This window comes from Kitasatospora sp. NPDC059827 (genome assembly GCF_042731675.1).
Taxonomy (GTDB): Bacteria; Actinomycetota; Actinomycetes; order Streptomycetales; family Streptomycetaceae; genus Kitasatospora.
This window is the reverse complement of record NZ_JBHWIV010000016.1, coordinates 18,659-36,286: the sequence shown is the minus strand read 5'-3', so window position 1 is coordinate 36,286 and position 17,628 is coordinate 18,659. Positions and strand designations below refer to the sequence as shown.

Here is a 17,628-nt window from a genome sequence, read left to right as displayed (position 1 = left end):
GGGGGCGCCGCGCAATGGCCGGGAAGGCCCGGTGGATTGTCCGGTACGCCCCGTAGTCGACCGGTTGCGAGCCGTCAACAAGGTGTCGTCAGTAGGTGTAGAAGATGCGCTCGGCGTTGTCGGCCATCTGCTTGGTGTTCCACTCGGTGCCCCCCGGGACGTTGCCGGAGCGGAACAGCGGCGGCGCGGCGGCGTCCCCGGCGGCCGCCCGGTCGGCCAGCCGGCCGACCGCGGAGGCGACCACGGCCTGCATCAGCGCGCTGGTGACGATGGTGGAGACCGGGCCGAAGGAGGTCTCGGCGCCCGGGTGGGTCAGCTCACCGTCGCCCACCGCGACCTTGCTGTCCAGCACCACGTCGCAGTGGTCCTTGAGGTAGGTGCCGGAGGGGTGCGCCGCGGGCACCTCGTCGGGGTAGGCCAGCGAGGTCACCCCGATCACCTTCAAGCCGCGGTCCCGGGCGTACCGGGCCAGCTCGACCGGCATCACCTGGCGGCCGGAGAGCGAGATCAGGAACAGCAGGTCCCCGCTGGTCGCCGGGGTCAGGTCCAGGGTCGAGGTGGCCAGCCCGGACACCCGCTCCAGGGCGCTGGCCAGCGGCGCGGGCATCATCGTCACCCCGGCCATCCCGGGCACGTTCAGCAGGTTCATCGGGACCAGCCCGCCGGCCCGGTAGACCACGTCCTGGGCCGGCAGCGAGGAGTGCCCGGCGCCGAAGGTGAACACCCGGCGGCCCTCGGTGATCGCCTCGGCCAGCAGGGCGGCCGCCGCCTCGATGGTGTCGGACTCCTCCGCGCGGACCCGGTTCAGGTGGGCGATCGCCGCGTCGAAGTACCGGCCGACCAGGTCGTTCATCGGTTGCCTTCGCTCTCTGCCGGTGGGGGCGCCGGCCGGGTGGGGCGACCGGGACGGCCCGGACGCCAGTGGAGAAAGCTACGGCGAGCACGGTCGCGCCCCGGCGGCACCGCTGTCAACAGGAACGAAAACCGGTCCCGGAAACCCCGGGGCGGGCCCGGTTGTCGGTGCGGTACGTCAGAATTGGCGGTGAGGACACCGAAGAACGGAGCCAGCGGCGATGTCTGGGCTGATCGACACCACTGAGATGTACCTTCGCACCATCCTGGAGCTGGAGGAAGAGGGCATCGTCCCGATGCGTGCCCGGATCGCGGAGCGCCTGGAGCAGAGCGGTCCCACGGTCAGCCAGACGGTCGGCCGGATGGAGCGCGACGGGCTGCTCCAGGTCGCCGGCGACCGCCACCTCGAACTGACCGAGGAGGGCCGACGGCTCGCGGTGCGCGTGATGCGCAAGCACCGCATCGCCGAGTGCCTGCTCGTCGACGTGATCGGCCTGGAGTGGGAGCAGGTGCACGAGGAGGCCTGCCGCTGGGAGCACGTGATGAGCGAGACGGTCGAGCGCAAGGTGCTCGCCATGCTCGGCCACCCGACCCAGTCCCCGTACGGCAACCCGATCCCGGGGCTGGACGAGCTGGGCGACACCAAGGCCGAGGGCGAGGGCTTCGACGCCGCGCTCGTCCCGCTGGACACCGTCAAGCCGGGCGAGGCCGGGGCGGACGTGGTGGTCCGCCGGATCGGCGAGCCGATCCAGACGGACAGCGAGCTGATGAGCACCCTGCGCCGGGCCGGCGTCCGGCCGGGCTCCACGATCAAGGTGACGGCCGGCACCGGCGTCGGCGGCGTGCTCGTCGGCACCGGGGACAACGCGGCGGAGCTGGGCAAGGACATCGCCCAGCACGTCTTCGTCGCCCAGGCCTGACCCCGCCCGACCGGGCCCGATCGCCGCGCCCCGTGCGACGGTCGGGAAGCCCCGGGTGACGATCGGGGCCCGCTGCTCCCCGTGCAGCGGGCCCTTCCCGTCCCTCCCCGGCTCCCTCCCGGTCCCCTCCTGCCCCTCCCGTTCCCTCCCGGCCCCTCCACCGCCTCGCCCGGCTTCCCCGTCCGAGCGACCCTTCCGGCGACCCCACACACCGCAATTCCTCCCCTCGGCCGATCATGGCAATCCTTGAGCGCTGTCACTCGTACGAGGGGCTTTCCCGGTTGACCAGCGGGTAGACCGAGGCCTTATCCGCACATGCGTGTGACGGGCCCCGCCTCCGGTGGGAGACAAGGCCCGTCACTCGCGCGCGTTGTGTCGCGCGGTGCACGCCCTCACCCGATCGGCGCAGGGCGGCAGGCTTCGGCCGTTCGGACGCCGGCCGTTCAGACGCCGGCCGGCTGGGCGGCCTGGAGCTGCTGGGCGGGCGCCTCGCGGCCGCAGGCGTAGGCGAGCGGACTGATCAGCTCGGCGGCGTCCGGCAGCCAGCGGTTGGACTCGGAGGGGGAGCGGGCCCACTGGGCGTAACCGGTGGAGCCGATCCGCGAGGGCGGGGCGACCGTCCAGTCCCCCTCGCCGCGGGCGACCAGGTCCAGCCGCCCGGGCGGCCAGCCGAGCTTGCGGAGCATCTCCGGCAGCTTGGCCGCGACGCCGGGCAGCACCAGGAAGTGCAGCCGCCGCCCGACCCGGCCGGGCGAGCTGGGCAGCACCACGACCGGGCCGAGCTGGAGGTCCATCCGCTCCATCCGGGCCAGCGCCAGGCACCCGGCGGTCTCCGGCACGTCCAGGACGTCGAAGGACCGGCCGGTGGGCAGCAGGATCGACGCCTTGGGCCGTTCGGTCCACCAGCGCCGCACCGCGCCCGGCCCGGCGCTCGCCTTGCGGGCCCAGTCCGCGTCCAGCGGGTGGGCGCCCGGCTGGGGGCAGCGCTGGTCGCCGCAGGAGCAGCGGGCGGGCCCGTCGCCGTCGATCAGCCAGGCGCCGGGGGCCACCTCCCAGTGGCGGTTCTCGGCGTAGCCGACGGCTTCGATCAGCAGCGGGGGCAGGCCGGCGTTCTTGTCCTGGCCGGGGGCGTCGGGGATGTCTTCCACGCGCTGCTCAACTACCGTGCGTGAGGCTGGTTACGGCCCGGCGGGCCCCGGTCGGCCGCATCCCGGCAATGTCACCCGAACCGGTGACTCAAGCGAGTTGGGGCGGGCGGAGGCAGGCGCAGCGGGGGCGCACGGAAGCATTCCCCAGGGCGCGCGGGGGGTGCGGTTCGTCACCGTGGGTATCCCGCTGACGTTGCTGATCGCTAACCTGGTGTCAGATTCCTTGGACGGTCGGACAGTCGGCAACAGATCAGCACATCGTCGCCCGCCGGCCGGGACCGGAGGGTGTGGGGAGGCGAAGCCCAATGGCCGCGAGACCACTCGTCGCACGACAGCCCAACGAGCGCCTGCAGCAACTGATCCAGGAGGCCAGTTGCTCCAACGCCGGTCTGGCCCGCAGGGTCAACCTGTGCGGCGCGGAGCACGGACTGGACCTGCGCTACGACAAGACCTCCGTCGCCCGCTGGCTGCGCGGGCAGCAGCCGCGCGGTCAGGCGCCGGCCGTGATCGCCGAGGCGCTCGGGCGCAAGCTCGGCCGCAGCGTGTCGGTCGAGGAGATCGGCATGGCCGACGGCAAGAACCTCAGCTCCGGCATCGGGCTGCAGTTCGCGCCGACCCTGAACGCGGCCCTGGAGCAGGTGTGCGAGCTGTGGCGCAGTGACGTCGGCCGGCGGGACTTCCTCACCGGGGCGACGGTCGCCGCCTCCGCGCTGGTGGAGCCCAGCCGGGACTGGCTGATCACCCCGCCCGACCCGGTGGTGGCCCGCACCGGCGGCCCCCGGGTCGGCCCGACGGACGTGTCCGCGATCAAGGCCACCACCGCGATGCTGGTCGACCTGGACCACCGCTTCGGCAGCGGCCATGTGCGCCCGGTCGTCGTGCACTACCTCAACTCGGTGGTCTCCGGCCTGCTCGGCGGCGCCTACCGGGAGGAGACCGGGCGCCAACTCTTCGCCGCGGTGGCCCGGTTGACCGAACTGGCCGGCTACATGGCGGTGGACACCGGGCAGCCCGGGCTCGCCCAGCGCTACTACATCCAGGCCCTGCGGCTCGCCCAGGCCGCCGACGACCGCGGCTACGGCGGCTACGTGCTGGCCGCCTCGATGAGCCACCTGGCGGCCACCCTCGGCAACCCGCGGGAGATCGCCCAGCTCGCCCGCGCCGCCCAGGAGGGCGCCCGTACGGTGGCCACCCCGACGGCGATGGCGATGTTCTACGCCGCCGAGGCCCGCGGCCACGCCCTGCTCGGCGACGCCCGCTCCTGCGAGGCGGTGTCGGCCAAGGCCCTGGAGATGATGGAGAAGCGCCGCCCCGAGGACGACCCGGACTGGATCGCCCACTTCGACGACGCCTACCTCGCCGACGAACTCGCCCACTGCCACCGGGACCTCGAACAGGCCGGGCCGGCCGAGCACTACGCCCGCCGGGCGCTCGACCTGCACCCGCCGACCCGGGTCCGCCGCCGCGCGGTGGACCTCGTGCTGCTCGCCACCGCCCAGCTCCAGCAGCGCGACCTGGAACGCGCCTGCGAGACGGGCACCCAGGCGGTGCGGCTGCTCAGCGGGCTGCGCTCCAACCGGGGCGTGGAGTACCTGGACGAGTTCCGGCGCCGGCTGGAGCCCTACCGGGAGCAGCGGGTGGTGCGCGAGTTCCACGCCAGGGCGGACGCGGAGGCGGCCTGACCACCGTCTGTGCAGGGAGCGTGTGGGAATGTCCCGCCCGCGTGGTCACCCGGTGAGGCGAACCGGTAGCGTGGGCGCGACGTCCAAGGAACTGTGATGCTCCCAAGAACCGACGAGATGTGGTCCGCCGCCAGTGCGCGGTCCTGCACAGGTGAGGAATCGCGTTGAGTCAGCGCCGCTCGTACAACTCGGGTGACTTCAACCTGGACGACCTGTTCCGCCCCGAGCCCGGCCAGCCCCAGGGCCAGCCGGGCCAGCAGCAGGGCCCCACGGCCGTGCCGCCGGTGGGCCGGCCGTCCGGGCAGCCCGAGTACCTCGGCGAGGGCGCGCAGGCGCCGCCGACCCAGGCGATGCCCCCCCAGCAGCCCGCCTGGGGTGCACCGCCGCAGGCCGGTTACGGCGCCCCGCAGCAGGCCCAGCCGGCCCCCGAGACCCAGCACCTGCCGCCGTACCCGGCCGGCGACCCGCAGGGCGGCTACCCGGCGCCGCAGCCCGGCTACGGCGTCCCGCCGCAGGCCGCGCCCGGCTACCAGGGCTACCCGCAGGCCACCCAGCCGCAGCTGCCGCAGCACCAGCAGCAGCACCAGGCGGGCTACCCGGTGCAGGGCTACCCCCAGCCGGACGGCTACGCCCAGGACGGGTACGCCACCGACGGCTACGCCACCGACGGCTACGGGTCGGACGGCTATCGGCCCGACCAGGACGCCACCCAGGCGGGGCGCGGCGGCCGCGGTGGACGCCCCTCCAACAAGCTGGTCATCGGCGGCGTGGTCGCGGGCTTCGCGGCGGCCGGCGTGCTGGTCGCCGTGCTGATGAGCGGCGGCGACGACACCACCAAGAGCGGCCAGAAGACCGCCCCGGTCGCGGCCACCGGCGGCACCGCCACCGGTGCGGCCGGCGCGAGCGGCTCCGGCGCCGCCGCCGACCCGGAGGTCAAGGCGCAGGCCCAGCCGCTGTCCGACCTGCTGGGCACCGCGAGCGACAGCCGCAGCGCGGTGGTCTCGGCGGTCGCCTCGGTGCAGAAGTGCGACAAGCTGCCCGACTCGCAGCAGGCACTGGCCGCCGCGGCCGGCAAGCGGCGCGAGCTGCAGACCAAGCTCGGCCAGTTGAAGACCGACAAGCTGCCCGGCGGCCAGCAGCTGGTCGAGCAGCTGAACGCGGCCTGGACGGCCTCGGCCCAGGCCGACGACGAGTACGCGGCCTGGGCGACCGACGCCCAGTCCTCCTGCGACCCGAAGAAGCCGGACACCGGCAACCAGCACTACAAGAACGCCGTGCAGGCCAGCGGCACGGCCACCACCGCGAAGAAGCAGGCCTCGACCCTGTGGAACGCGATCGCCACCCCGACCGGCCTGCCCAGCCGCGGCGACGGCGACCTGTAGCGGGACCCCCGGAACACCGGAGGGCGGGCCCGCGCGGGCCCGCCCGTCCGTCCATGTGCCGTACGCGGTGCGGGGCGCGGGGGATCAGGACGGGCCGCGGGCCCCGGTGAGGACCCAGCGGACGTCCACGAAGCCCGGCTGCTGCAAGGTCATCCGGCCGCCCTTGACCACCTGGTAGGTGACCCAGGTGTTGACCAGCCGGGGCGACTCGGTGCTGGGCAGCATGTTGGTGGTGCCCCAGTTCAGCGGCGGGGTGAGGCCGACGTCGATGCCCTCGCCGCTGTCCAGCAGGGCGTCGATCGACTTCGCCTCGATCGGCTTGCCGGCCGCGGCGAGCTTCTCCACCACCACCCGGAACACCTCGTAGGCGACCCAGGTGGTCTGCACGCCCGGGTCGGAGACGTCGATGGCGTGCCCGTCGGTGGCCTGGGAACGGACCACCGCGCGCAGCCCGTCCCAGGTCTTGGCCGACTCCGGCGGGTACCAGCTGGTGACGAACGCGCCGGCCAGCGGGCCGGAGTCGCCGCCGGTGGAGTCGACCACCGACTGCTGGACGCTGCCGATCACCGAGGCGATCCGGGTGTTCTTCACGTTCTGCCGCCGGTAGGCGTCCAGCAGGTTGCCGGTCGGCTCGGCGGTCAGGGCGCTGGTGACGCAGTTGCCCGGGTCGTCCCTGCCGATCGCCTTACGGACCACCTGGCTGTAGTCGGAGGACTGCTCGGGCGCCTTGACGTCCAGCAGTTTGATGCCGGCCGGCTTGAGCGCGTTGCCCAGGTAGCCGAGCAGGTTGTCACCGGACGGGGTGTCCGGGCGGATCAGCGAGACGGCCTTGCAGCCGGCGTCGACCAACTGCCGGCCGCTGCCCGCGATCAGCGCGGGCATGCCGCCGTCCACCGGGTAGGACAGCGGGCTGGAGAACTCGGGCTGGGACAGGCCGTAGCCGCCGATCAGCGGGATGCCGGCGCGCTCCAGCATCGGCATGAAGGCGTCGCCCCACTGGCTGTAGGAGCCGAGCACGGCCACCGCCTTGGCGTCCACCGCCTGCTGGGCGCAGGCCTTGGCGCCGTCGGCGGTGTTGTGCTCGTTGCAGGTGATCACGTGCAGCCGGTGGCCGCTCAGACCGCCCTTGACGTTGACGTCCCGGCCGATCGACTCGGCGAGCGCGGTCATGCCGGGACGGTCCGCGGAACCGGTGCCGGACGGGGCCCAGGTCATCACGGTCAGGTCGTCGGCGCCGGTGGAGGCTCCGGCCGGTCCGCCGCACGCGGAGGCCGAGAAGAGGGTGGGGAACAGCACCGCGGCGGTCACCGCGGCGGCGATCGGGCGGCGCGGGCGGCGTCCGCTGATCGTGGGACGGGCCCGGGACGAGTCCCTTCGGCGGGTCATCGGTCTTCCCTCTCTGGGGCGCCATCCGGCGCACCGGGGGACAGCCAAGCCCCGGAGCCACAAGCCGAGAGGGACGAAATGTGAACGCCCGGCCAACGGACGCCGAAATCCGGGGCGGTACGCGTGTAGATCGCGAGTGGAGCACGAACAGACGGGGAACGTACGATCGTTCACCATGTCCGCCAGCACAGATTCTTCGCACCGGTCCACCCGAAACCCTTCTCGTCCGGGCCACCGCTCCAGCACGATGGGCGGCATGCCGCTCAACGACCTGCCCTGGTGGCGCTGGCGAGCCCGACTCCGCTCGGCGCTGCACATGCTGTCCGACCCCGGTTTCCAGCACGAGGCCTGGCTCACCGGCCGGGAGGGCTACGGGGATGTGACCGACGCCGTCTACCGGCTGGTCGAGGACACCTGGCTGGACCGCTGGTCCGCCGAGAAGTACGTGGGCACCATCTTCCGCGACTCCGCCGAGGCCGCCCTGGTCGACGTCGCGGTGCTGCGCGCGGTCCAGATGCTGCACGAGGTCGGCGCCGACGCCCCGGCCTCCGCCTACCTCGGCCACCCCGGCTGGCCCGAGACCGTCCGGGCCGCCCGCGAGGCGCACGTCGCCCTCGCCACCGGGGACGGGGACGACCCGGATGCGACGCCCAAGTCCCTCGACGTGCTGCGCATCCTCACCCAGGTCTGAGCTCGGGGCTGAGCTCGGGCCTGGGGCCGGGGGCTGAGGTGTCGTGCTGGTCGGTGCCGTCCCGCAGTACGGGCAGCGGGGCGGCGACTGTCCAGGATGTGACACGCTGGACCATTCACGCACGCGCGTCACGCACTCGTACGACCTCAGAACGGGATACCCGCAGTGGAACAGCAGCCGGCCAGCGCCCAGTACGTCCTCACGCTGTCCTGCCCCGACAAGCAGGGCATCGTCCACGCTGTCTCCAGCTACCTCTTCATGACCGGCTGCAACATCATCGACAGCCAGCAGTTCGGGGACGGGGACACCGGACTGTTCTTCATGCGGGTGCACTTCTCCGCCCCCGAGCCGGTCACCGCCGACAAGCTGCGGGCCAGCTTCGCCGCGATCGGCGCCTCCTTCGGGATGGACTGGCAGATCCACCCGACCGAGCAGCGGATGCGGATCGTCCTCATGGTCAGCAAGTTCGGGCACTGCCTGAACGACCTGCTCTACCGCACCCGGATCGGCGCCCTGCCGGTGGAGATCGCCGCGGTGGTCTCCAACCACACCGACCTCCAGGACCTCACCGAGAGCTACGGCGTCCCCTTCCGCCACATCCCGGTCACCCGGGACACCAAGGAGGAGGCGGAGCGGCAGCTGCTCGACCTGGTCGAGAAGGAGAACGTCGAACTGGTCGTGCTGGCCCGCTACATGCAGGTGCTCTCCGACCGGCTGTGCACCGAGCTGTCCGGCCGCGTGATCAACATCCACCACTCCTTCCTGCCGAGCTTCAAGGGCGCCAAGCCGTACCACCAGGCGCACGCCCGCGGCGTGAAGCTGATCGGCGCGACCGCGCACTACGTCACCGCCGACCTCGACGAGGGCCCGATCATCGAGCAGGAGGTGGCCCGGGTCACCCACGACGTCAGCCCGGACCAGCTGGTCGCGCTCGGCCGGGACGTCGAGTGCCAGGCGCTGGCCCGCGCGGTCAAGTGGCACAGCGAGCACCGGGTGCTGCTGGACGGGGCCAGGACGGTCGTCTTCGCGTAAGCGGCGGTCGTCTCCGCACGAGTGACGGCCGTCCTGGTGCGAGCGGCGGCCGTTTCCGCGCGAGCGGCGGTCGTCCTCGCGCGGGCGGCGCAGGAGCGTTACGGCCGCGCCAGCAGCGGCAGCGCGTGCAGCACCTCGCGCACCGCGGCCCGGTCGCCGTGCTCGCCCACCGGCAGCCGGTCCGGGTCCCGGTGCGCGGCCGCCAACTGGCACAGCTCCAGGCCGTCCAGCACCATCGAGGCCACCGGCTCCCCGGCGGCGGGACCGGCCGACCACGCCGACCGCGCCGACCAGGCCGATCCGGCGGGACCGGCCGGTCCGCTCGGTCCGCCGTCCAGCGGCACCAGCCACTCGCCGGCCGCCGGACCGTCCACCACCAGCCGCACCCGCCGAACGGCCCGACCGTCCCCGGACGGCGCCCCGGCGGGCGCGGGCCGCGCCGCGCGCAGCCCCGCCAGCGCCCGCGGCAGCAGCCGGACCACCAGCTCCACCATCTGCCGCAGGTGCTGCGGCGCCGGCGGAGCGTACGGGTAGGCCACCGCGCGGGCCACGTCCTCGCCGTGCACGAAGCACTCCAGGGCGCGCTCCACGAAGGCGTCGCGCAGCGGCAGCACCGCGAAACCGAGGTCGACCGGGGTGCTGCCCTGCGGCGCCAGCGCGGCGCTGCGCACCAGGTCGTGGGTCTGCTGCCGCCACCGGGCGCGCACCGACCTGGGCGGCAGCCCGGCCTGATCGGCGAGCAGCCGGGCGGTCCGCGCCGCGTCCGCCGCGTACCGGCCGCCCTGCGGGGGCACCCGCGGCGCCGGGACGCCCACCTCCTGCGGCGGCACCCGCCGCTCCGCGCCCGTGACCGGCCCGGGTCCGGCGGCGGCCGGCACCGGGTCGGGCAGGCCGAGGGCGAGCGCCAGGAAGCCGTCCGCCGCGGTCAGCCGGCCCAGTACCTCGGCCGGGCGCAGCAGCTCGGTGCCGCCGTGCCACGGCAGTTCGGCCACCTCCTGCCACTCCTCCGGGCCGAGGTCGCGCAGCAGCGCGTCCAGCTTGGCGGTCTCCGCGGTGTACGGCATCCCCCAGGCGGGGACGGGCAGTTCGGCCGGGCGGCCGGCCAGGCACCAGTCCAGTACCTGCTGGCGCAGCGAACCGGGCTGGTCCAGCGGCTCGTCCAGGGAGAGCCAGCCGGCCGCCTCGCGCAGCCGGTCCGCCTCGTCGGCGCACTCCGGGCAGGCCGGCAGGTGCTGCTCCAACTCGGCGGCCTCGCGCGGCGGGCAGGCGCCGAGGGACCAGGCACCGAGCAGCGAGCGCAGGGCGTCGTGCCGCTCCTCGCTCATCCGCCCGCGCACCTCTCGACGGTTCGCACGCTCACCTTCACCTGCCCCCGTTCCCGTCCCCGTGCTCCTGGCGGGCGCGTTCGTCGGCCAGTTCGGTGGCCAGCAGCTCCAGGCCGAGCCGCATCCGCTGCTTGGCGGCCTGCTCGCTGATGCCGAGCAGTCGGGCCGTCTCCTGGTAGGTACGGCCGTCGTAGTACGTCACCGCGATGGTCTCACGCAGGGGTTGGGGCAGGGAGTCGACCACGTACTGCATGCGCGCGGCGGTGGCGACGGCCCGGATCTCCCGCTCGGCCGCCCCGCCGTGCTCCGGCGCCAGCTCGGCGCCGCGGCGCGCCCGCAGCCGTTCGACCGCGCGGCGGTGGGTGAGCGCGCCGAGCCAGGAGCGCAGCGAGCCCCGGGCGGGGTCGAAGTCCCCGGGGTGCTCCCAGACGTGGGCGAAGACCTCCCGGGTGAGCTGGGCGGCGGCCGCCTGGTCGGCGAGTATCCGGCCGGCCAGGCCGTGCACCATCGGGGCGAGCCGGTCGTACAGTTCGCCGAGCGCGGTCTCCTCGCCGCGGGCGAGGCGTCGCTGCAACTGCTCGTCCCAGCGCGGGATCCCGTCCGGGGTGGCCATCGAGAACCACCCTCCTGACCGGTTCGCTGGCGTTACCCAACGGTATCCCCTGGCCGGTACGCGGTGGGAGGGATTCGGGCAAGAACGGAACCCGGTCTCGTGGTTCGTCTCCGGTGCCGGTGCCGGTGCCGCCGTCGCCGCCGCCGTCGCCGATGATGGTGCCGATGCCGCTGTTCGAGACCCGCTGGACATATGTCGTACGGGTGGTTCGCGAGTGGCGGGCGGGGCGACGGGGGCGTCCGGCGGTAGGTTCCCGCCCAGGGCGGGTCCGAACAGGCCCCGCGGGACCGGCGTCGGCCCGGGCCGGACGAGTGCCGGTGCGAGGCTCGCGAGAGTGAGCGGGACAGTATGCACTGCCCTGTCCCCCGATCGCCGGAATATGCCCGAAGCGCTTGCTGCGGTCCGTCCGCCCACCCATCCTGAGGCGTATTCGTGTCGCGGTCGTTGTGCGACCGACGAGTTGACGCGGGCGAGTGGCGCGGGCGGACGGGTCGGCGAGTGCCCGAGTGGGCACCGGGTGGCACCGGTGGTCCCGGGCGGTCCCGGGTGGCACCGGGCGAAGTGCGAGGGCCCCGCCGGCCGGCTGATCCGGCCCGATCGGGACGTTGGCCGAACTGCGAGTGCAGGTGGTGGAGCGGTGCAGGTTCTTCAGGTACAGCTTGCGGTGCAGGCGGACCCCGCCGAGGTCGGCCGGGCCCGGCGGTGGGTGCGCTCGCGGCTGCTGAACCACGGGGTGGACCCGGACGCGCCGATGGCCGAGACGGTGGTGCTGGTGGTCTCGGAACTGGTGACCAACGCCGTGGTGCACACCGGCTGTCCGGCCGTGCTGAGACTCTGCCTGCCGGTGGCCGAGGGCCCGGCGCAGGACGTCCCGCCCGGCCCGCTGCGGGTGGAGGTGGCCGACGCGAGCCAGGCCGCCCCGGCCCCCCGGCACGCCGGGGCGGACGAGGACGCCACCAACGGGCGCGGACTGGAACTGGTCGAGCTGCTCTGCGACCGCTGGGGCTGGTACCCGGACGGTTCGGGCAAGCGGGTCTGGTGCGAGATCGGTGCCGGGGCGCGGCCGGTCGATCCGATGGCGGGCGTGGACTGGGCGGCCCTGGCGCAGTAACCGGGCGGCGCCGGCGCGGTGTCCGGGCAGCCCCGGCGCGGTAACCGGACAGCCCCGGTGCGATGGCGGCCTCCGGCGGCGATCACCGGCCGAAAGGCGATCACCGGCCGAAAGCTGACGCAACCATTCCGAATTTCGGACTAGCCATTGACGTGACGTATCCGACTGATCACGCTTGGGTGCGGCTCCCGTTGCGAGGGGACGCCGAGGGAACGTCCGTCCGCCGTCACGGTGCTGCTGTCCAGGGGGATCGCGTCAGCAGGGGGGATCGTGGACTGCCGGTCGCGGACGGCTCCTCGGCGAGTGCGGAGGGCCCGGCGCGGGTTCAGGGCCCGTGCGCCGTGATCGGACGGCGGCCCGGCACGCTGCGCTCGGCGCGCAGACGGCCGGCCGTCGTCCGTGGTGCCCGCTCCGGACGATCGAATTCCGGCCAGGCGGCTCCGCGCGCCCGTCCCGGTTTCACTCGCCCGTCCCGGTTTCACTCGCCCGCCCCGGTGCGGCCGTTGCCCGTCCCGGTGCGGCCGTTGCTCAGAGCGGGGCGGCCCGGAAGGTACGCCGGTAGGCGCTCGGGGCCACGTCCAGCCGGCCGCGCAGCTGCAACCGCAGTGAGGCGGCGGTGCCGAAGCCGGACTCCCGGGCGACCTGGTCGATCGTCAGGTCCGTACGCTCCAGCAACTGCCGGGCCCGCTCGGTGCGCTGGGTGGTGATCCACTGGCCGGGACTGGCGCCGGTCTCCTCGCGGAAGCGCCGGGTGAAGGTCCGCACGCTCATGCCCGCCCGCTCGGCGAGCCGGTTCAACGGCAGCGGCCCGTCCAGGTGCTCCAGCGCCCAGGCGCGCACGGCGGCGGTGCCGGCGCCCCCGGTCTCCACCGGGCTCGGGGCCTCCACGTACTGCTTCTGGCCACCGTCGCGCCAGGGCGGCACCAGGCAGTTGCGGGCCACCGCGTTGGCGACCGCACTGCCGTGGTCGCGGCGCACCACGTGCAGGCAGAGGTCCACCCCGGCGGCCACCCCGCCGGAGGTCAGGACGTCGCCGTCGTCGGTGTAGAGCACGTCCGGGTCCAGCCGGACCTTCGGGAAGGCCCGGGCGAAGCGCTCGGTGTAGCGCCAGTGGGTGGTGGCCGGGCGGCCGTCCAGCAGGCCGGCGGCGGCCAGCAGGAAGGAGCCGGTGCAGATCGACATCAGCCGCGCACCGGGCCGGATCCGCCGCAGGGCGGCGGCCAGTTCGGGGGTGAAGGCGGCGTCCGCGCCGTCCGGGGCGGCGTCGTGGGAGGCCGGGACCACCACCGTGTCGGCCCGCTCCAGCAGTTCGGGCCCGTGGTCGACCGAGATCCGGAAGTCGGCGCTGGTGGCGACCGGTCCGCCGTCCAGGGTGCAGGTGGCCACCCGGTAGAGCGGCCGGCCGGAGCCGTCCTTGGCGTTGCCGAAGATCCGTGCGGGGATGCCGAGTTCGAAGGCGATCACACCCCGCAGGGCGAGTACCGCGACGAGGTGCGTCATGCCGTTCCTTTCCGGGGTGGCCGGTTTGGCCGGGGTGCGGCCGGGCGGTGCGGGTCCGGGCGGTGCGGGGTCCGGGCCAGGGTACGCGCCGGGCGTGGCCCGATTCTTGCGAAAGCTGTCATTCGGGCCACTCGTCCGGGCGGCGCCCGCCCGGGAGACTCGTCCACGTGACCGAACGCAGTGCCCTCGCCGCCTCCACGCCCCCCACCGTCCCGATACCCGCCCCCGGCCGGCGCCCCCGGGTGCACTACGCCTGGGTGGTGGCCGCCGTCGCCCTGCTGGTCCTGCTCGGCTCGGCCGGCTTCCGCTCCACGCCCAGCCTGATGATGGACGCCCTGCACAACGAGTTCGGCTGGTCGCTCGCGACGATCGCCAGCGCCACCTCCGTCAACCTCACCCTCTACGGCCTCACCGCCCCCTTCGCCGCCGCCCTGATGGACCGTTTCGGCGTGCGCCTGGTGGTGGTCTGCGCGCTGCTCACCATCTCGGTCGGCGCCGGCCTCACCATGCTGATGCGCCAGCCCTGGCAGCTCATCCTCTGCTGGGGCGTCCTGGTCGGCCTCGGCAGCGGCTCGATGGCCGGCGCCTTCGCCACCACCATCACCGGCCGCTGGTTCCAGGCCCGCCAGGGCCTGGTCACCGGGGTGCTCACCGCCGCCGGGGCGGCCGGCAACCTGGTCTTCCTGCCGGTCGGCGCCTGGCTGGTCGAACAGCACGGCTGGCGCTCGGCCGTGGTCGTGGTCTCGCTCGCGGCCAGCGCCGTCGCCGTGCCCGTCCTGCTGCTGATGCGCGAGCGCCCCGCCGACCTCGGCCTGCTCCCGTACGGCGCCACCGAGGCCCCGCCCGAGCCGGCCCGGGACGGCCGCGCCCTGGCCCGCACACTGCGGGTGCTGCGCGAGGCCGCCCGCACCCGGCAGTTCTGGCTGCTGGCCGGCTCCTTCGCGATCTGCGGCGCCACCACCGCCGGCCTGGTCGGCACCCACTTCATCCCGGCCGCGCACGACCACGGCATGCCCGTCACCACCGCCGCGAGCCTGCTCGCCCTGATCGGCGTGTTCGACGTGGTCGGCACCGTGTTCAGCGGCTGGCTCACCGACCGGGTCGACTCCCGGCTGCTGCTCACCGTCTACTACGGGCTGCGCGGCGTCTCCCTGCTCCTGCTGCCGCAGCTGCTGGCCGGCTCGCTGCACCCGCCGATCCTCGCCTTCGTCGTCTTCTACGGCCTGGACTGGGTGGCGACCGTGCCGCCGACCGTCGCGCTCTGCCGTCGGCAGTTCGGCGAGGACGCCCCGATCGTCTTCGGCTGGGTGCTCGCCGCCCACCAGATCGGCGCGGCCGTCGTCGCCGGGCTGGCCGGGCTCGCCCGCGACGCGCTCGGGAACTACGACCTCACCTGGTACGGCGCCGGCGCGCTGTGCGCGGTCGCGGTCGGCCTCTGCCTGGCGCTGCGCACCGGGCGGTCGGGCGACCGGGCGGTGCCCGCCCTGTCCTGAGGGGCGCGGGCCCGGGCGGGCGGATGGGACGGACGTACGTCTGGCACGTACGTCCGTCCGGCCGGTGGTAGGCGTGCGTCTGGCGCGGACGTCCGTCTGACAGGTACGTCCGTCTGACCAGCGGGCACCTCCGGTTCGGACGTCCGTCTGACAGGTACGTGCGTCTGATCGGCCCATGCGCCCGACCCGCCCGTGCGTCTGGATCGGACGTCCGTCCAACAGGGCGCGTCCGCCCGGTTCGGACGTGCGTCTGATGCGGCCGCACGGGCCGCCATGGCCGTCCGGGCCGTCGGAGCGGAGGGCTAGGCTCCGTATTCATGGCGCTCACCTTCACCCTCGACCCGAAGCCCGACCCCGACCTGCGCACCGCCGTGGTCCGGCTGTGGGCGGACGTGACCAACGCCGGCGGTGCGGTCGGCTTCGTGGCCCCGGTCACCGAGGACGAGGTCTGGGACACCGCCGACCGTCAGTTCGCCGGGCTCGCCCCGGACGGCCCCGACCGCCTCCTGGTCGCGCACGAGAGCGCGACCGGCCGGCTGGTCGGGGTGCTGTTCTTCGCGTCGATGCGCTTCGCGCCGATGGAGCACTGGCGGATGCTCAAGCGGGTCATGGTGCACCCCGACTTCCAGGGCCTCGGCCACGGTGCCGAGTTGCTCGCCGAGGCCGAGCGGGTCGCCCGCGCCTGGGGCCTGGAGTCGCTGCGGCTCACCGCGCGCGGCGGCCTGGGGCTGGAGCGCTTCTACGCCCGCTGCGGCTACCGGGAGGTGGGCCGGGTGCCGGCCGCGATCCGGGTCGCCCCCGGGGACGACCGCGACGACGTCACCATGTGGCTGGACCTGCGCCGACCGGCCGTCGAGGAGGGACGGCGGCCCCCTGGCCCGCGCCCGGTGTCAGGCATGCTTGACTGGGAGACCCGCCCCGGCTCGAACCAGAAGGATGTGTCCCAGTGAGCAGCAACGGCCCGCAGAAGTCGCACGCCACGCTCCGCTACACCTCCATGCGGGCCAGCATCTTCCTCGCCTGCCTGCTGGTCGCCCTGCTGCTCGGGCACTTCCAGGTCATCCCGGTGAGCGGTGAGGCCGGGATGATCTTCCTGTTCCTGCTGGCCGCGATCGCCTCCGCGCCCCTCAGCTACGTGCTGCTGAGCAGGCAGCGCGACGAGATGTCCTCCCAGATCACCACCAAGGTCTCCGGGATGCGCAGCCGCACCGCCGACCGGATCGCCGCGCAGAACGCCGAGGAGGACGCCGCGGACGACGCCGCCCGCGCGGCGTCCTCCCGGCAGAGCTGACCCGGGGCGCGGCCCGCCGTGCCGAACGTGCCCGCGGTCCCTGCCGATCCGCACCCGAGCACGGGCATCGGCACCGGTACTGACCCCGGCACCGGCACCGAGACCGACGCCGGCACCGGCACCGGCACCGGGCGTGCCGCCGGGACGTGGCCGGCCCCCGTGCGCAGGCCCACCGGGCGGGACGTGGCCAGGCTGGCCGGGGTCTCCCAGGCCACCGTGTCGCTGGTCTTCTCCGGCGCCGAGGCCGGTCGCCGGGTCTCCGAGGCGACCCGGGCGCGGGTCCGTGAGGCCGCCCGCAGCCTGGGCTACCGCCCGCAGGCCGCCGGTCGGCAGCTGCGGCTGGGCCGCAGCGGAATGATCATGCTGGCCGTGCCCAACCTCCAGGGCCCGTTCTTCGGCCGGGTGCTGGAGGGCGTCCACCACGAGGCCGGCCGGCACGGCCTGGCGGTCGTGGTCAGCTCGGGCTGGGGCAGCGCGACCCTGGCCGAGGCCGCCACCGCGGGCCGCTTCGACGGTCTGCTGATCTGCTCCCCGGACGACAGCCAGCTCGGCGAGCTGCCGCCGGACACCCCCGCGGTCTTCCTGGACGCCGACCCCGGCACCGACCGGGCGCGCCCGACCGTCGAGCTCGACGTGGCCGGCGGGATGCGGGCCGCCGTCGAGCACCTGGCCGCTCTGGGGCACCGCCGGATCGGGCACCTGCGGTCCACCCATGCCGCGTACACGTTCCGGGTCCGGCAGGCCGCCTTCGAGCAAGCCGTGCGCGAACTCGGCCTGGACGTCGTGGAGTTGGGTGTGAGCTTGAACGACGGTCACGCGGCCGCGCGGAGCGTGGCGGGGGAGCTGCTGGAGCGGGCGGACCGTCCGCGCGCGGTGATCTGCGACGACGACGTGGTCGCCTCCGGGGTCTACCAGGCCGCCGCCGAGCGGGGGTTGCGGGTGCCGGACGACCTGTCGGTGGTCGGCATGGACAACGTCGCCGTCTCCGGGCTGCTCGCCCCGCCGCTGACCACCGTCGACCTGCCCGGCGAGGAACTGGGCCGGGCGGGGGCGGCCGCGCTCGCCGGACTGCTGGCCGGCGAACGGGTGGAACCGGTCGCGCCGCTGGCCACCTCGCTGGTGCTGCGCTCCTCGACGGCCCCGGCCCCGGCCCCGGCTCCGTCCTAGGCCCCGTCCTGACGGACGTTCGACGGCCGCTCGCG

At 74.4% G+C, this 17,628-nt stretch carries 16 protein-coding genes; 10 read left to right on the top strand and 6 right to left on the bottom strand.

Features of this window, described 5'->3' with window-relative positions; translation table 11 throughout:
* Window positions 1-88 precede the first annotated feature (88 nt).
* Window positions 89-853, bottom strand: a complete 765-nt coding sequence (locus ACFV8H_RS13135; protein WP_380399144.1) for a sugar isomerase domain-containing protein — start codon at window positions 851-853, stop codon at window positions 89-91.
* 220 nt (window positions 854-1,073) lie between these two features.
* On the opposite strand from ACFV8H_RS13135, the gene ACFV8H_RS13130 reads away from it, so the two are divergent.
* A complete protein-coding gene (locus tag ACFV8H_RS13130) occupies window positions 1,074-1,772 on the top strand; it encodes a metal-dependent transcriptional regulator (RefSeq protein ID WP_380399142.1) in 699 nt (232 codons plus the stop codon).
* A 443-nt stretch (window positions 1,773-2,215) separates the two neighbouring features.
* Here ACFV8H_RS13130 and ACFV8H_RS13125 read toward each other — a convergent pair whose 3' ends face one another.
* Window positions 2,216-2,920 (bottom strand): bifunctional DNA primase/polymerase, encoded by a 705-nt coding sequence (locus ACFV8H_RS13125; RefSeq protein ID WP_375888897.1) that lies wholly within the window; start codon window positions 2,918-2,920, stop codon window positions 2,216-2,218.
* Between the two features lie 305 nt (window positions 2,921-3,225).
* Here ACFV8H_RS13125 and ACFV8H_RS13120 point away from each other — a divergent pair, with 305 nt between their 5' ends.
* Both ACFV8H_RS13120 and ACFV8H_RS13115 read left to right on the top strand, forming a co-directional pair.
* Window positions 3,226-4,602, top strand: coding sequence for a transcriptional regulator (locus ACFV8H_RS13120; RefSeq protein WP_380399140.1), 1,377 nt, complete (start codon window positions 3,226-3,228; stop codon window positions 4,600-4,602).
* A 164-nt stretch (window positions 4,603-4,766) separates the two neighbouring features.
* Window positions 4,767-5,984, top strand: a complete 1,218-nt coding sequence (locus ACFV8H_RS13115) for a hypothetical protein (protein WP_380399138.1) — start codon at window positions 4,767-4,769, stop codon at window positions 5,982-5,984.
* Window positions 5,985-6,068: 84 nt separating this feature from the next.
* Here ACFV8H_RS13115 and ACFV8H_RS13110 read toward each other — a convergent pair whose 3' ends face one another.
* A complete protein-coding gene (locus ACFV8H_RS13110) occupies window positions 6,069-7,370 on the bottom strand; it encodes an ABC transporter substrate-binding protein (RefSeq protein WP_380399136.1) in 1,302 nt (433 codons plus the stop codon).
* Window positions 7,371-7,545: 175 nt separating this feature from the next.
* On the opposite strand from ACFV8H_RS13110, the gene ACFV8H_RS13105 reads away from it, so the two are divergent.
* Together ACFV8H_RS13105 and purU are read left to right on the top strand one after the other, a co-directional pair.
* Window positions 7,546-8,061 (top strand): hypothetical protein, encoded by a 516-nt coding sequence (locus tag ACFV8H_RS13105; protein ID WP_375888906.1) that lies wholly within the window; start codon window positions 7,546-7,548, stop codon window positions 8,059-8,061.
* A 165-nt stretch (window positions 8,062-8,226) separates the two neighbouring features.
* Window positions 8,227-9,093, top strand: coding sequence for a formyltetrahydrofolate deformylase (gene purU, locus ACFV8H_RS13100; RefSeq protein ID WP_380399135.1), 867 nt, complete (start codon window positions 8,227-8,229; stop codon window positions 9,091-9,093).
* Between the two features lie 98 nt (window positions 9,094-9,191).
* Here the strand turns inward: purU and ACFV8H_RS13095 are convergent, their stop codons facing one another.
* Both ACFV8H_RS13095 and ACFV8H_RS13090 read right to left on the bottom strand, forming a co-directional pair.
* A complete protein-coding gene (locus ACFV8H_RS13095) occupies window positions 9,192-10,418 on the bottom strand; it encodes a zf-HC2 domain-containing protein (protein ID WP_380399133.1) in 1,227 nt (408 codons plus the stop codon).
* A gap of 37 nt (window positions 10,419-10,455) precedes the next feature.
* On the bottom strand, window positions 10,456-11,031 hold the full coding sequence (locus tag ACFV8H_RS13090) for a sigma-70 family RNA polymerase sigma factor (protein ID WP_380399131.1): 576 nt from the start codon (window positions 11,029-11,031) through the stop codon (window positions 10,456-10,458).
* Window positions 11,032-11,668: 637 nt separating this feature from the next.
* On the opposite strand from ACFV8H_RS13090, the gene ACFV8H_RS13085 reads away from it, so the two are divergent.
* Complete coding sequence (locus tag ACFV8H_RS13085) at window positions 11,669-12,142, top strand: ATP-binding protein (protein WP_380399129.1); 474 nt, start codon at window positions 11,669-11,671, stop codon at window positions 12,140-12,142.
* Window positions 12,143-12,670: 528 nt separating this feature from the next.
* Here the strand turns inward: ACFV8H_RS13085 and ACFV8H_RS13080 are convergent.
* A complete protein-coding gene (locus ACFV8H_RS13080) occupies window positions 12,671-13,642 on the bottom strand; it encodes a GlxA family transcriptional regulator (RefSeq protein ID WP_380399127.1) in 972 nt (323 codons plus the stop codon).
* Between the two features lie 167 nt (window positions 13,643-13,809).
* Here ACFV8H_RS13080 and ACFV8H_RS13075 point away from each other — a divergent pair, with 167 nt between their 5' ends.
* The 4 genes from ACFV8H_RS13075 to ACFV8H_RS13060 all read left to right on the top strand — a co-directional run bounded on the left by ACFV8H_RS13075 (window position 13,810) and on the right by ACFV8H_RS13060 (window position 17,593).
* Window positions 13,810-15,135, top strand: coding sequence for an MFS transporter (locus ACFV8H_RS13075; RefSeq protein ID WP_380399125.1), 1,326 nt, complete (start codon window positions 13,810-13,812; stop codon window positions 15,133-15,135).
* Window positions 15,136-15,452: 317 nt separating this feature from the next.
* The gene (locus ACFV8H_RS13070) at window positions 15,453-16,085 is read left to right on the top strand and encodes a GNAT family N-acetyltransferase (RefSeq protein WP_380399123.1); all 633 of its coding nucleotides are present in this window, start codon (window positions 15,453-15,455) and stop codon (window positions 16,083-16,085) included.
* Window positions 16,082-16,426 carry a DUF4229 domain-containing protein gene (locus ACFV8H_RS13065; protein WP_380399121.1) on the top strand — a complete coding sequence of 115 codons (345 nt, stop codon included), beginning with the start codon at window positions 16,082-16,084 and terminating at the stop codon, window positions 16,424-16,426. The genes ACFV8H_RS13070 and ACFV8H_RS13065 overlap by 4 nt, the downstream gene beginning before the upstream one ends.
* Before the next feature lie 27 nt (window positions 16,427-16,453).
* A complete protein-coding gene (locus tag ACFV8H_RS13060) occupies window positions 16,454-17,593 on the top strand; it encodes a LacI family DNA-binding transcriptional regulator (protein WP_380399119.1) in 1,140 nt (379 codons plus the stop codon).
* Window positions 17,594-17,628: the final 35 nt, after the last annotated feature.

Coding starts and splice junctions, on each gene's coding strand:
- ACFV8H_RS13120 (WP_380399140.1), top strand. CDS start 3,226: ATGGCCGCGAGACCACTCGTCGCACGACAGCCCAACGAGCGCCTGCAG.
- ACFV8H_RS13135 (WP_380399144.1), bottom strand. CDS start 853: ATGAACGACCTGGTCGGCCGGTACTTCGACGCGGCGATCGCCCACCTG.
- ACFV8H_RS13070 (WP_380399123.1), top strand. CDS start 15,453: ATGGCGCTCACCTTCACCCTCGACCCGAAGCCCGACCCCGACCTGCGC.
- ACFV8H_RS13110 (WP_380399136.1), bottom strand. CDS start 7,370: ATGACCCGCCGAAGGGACTCGTCCCGGGCCCGTCCCACGATCAGCGGA.
- ACFV8H_RS13095 (WP_380399133.1), bottom strand. CDS start 10,418: ATGAGCGAGGAGCGGCACGACGCCCTGCGCTCGCTGCTCGGTGCCTGG.
- ACFV8H_RS13130 (WP_380399142.1), top strand. CDS start 1,074: ATGTCTGGGCTGATCGACACCACTGAGATGTACCTTCGCACCATCCTG.
- ACFV8H_RS13080 (WP_380399127.1), bottom strand. CDS start 13,642: ATGACGCACCTCGTCGCGGTACTCGCCCTGCGGGGTGTGATCGCCTTC.
- ACFV8H_RS13090 (WP_380399131.1), bottom strand. CDS start 11,031: ATGGCCACCCCGGACGGGATCCCGCGCTGGGACGAGCAGTTGCAGCGA.
- ACFV8H_RS13105 (WP_375888906.1), top strand. CDS start 7,546: ATGTCCGCCAGCACAGATTCTTCGCACCGGTCCACCCGAAACCCTTCT.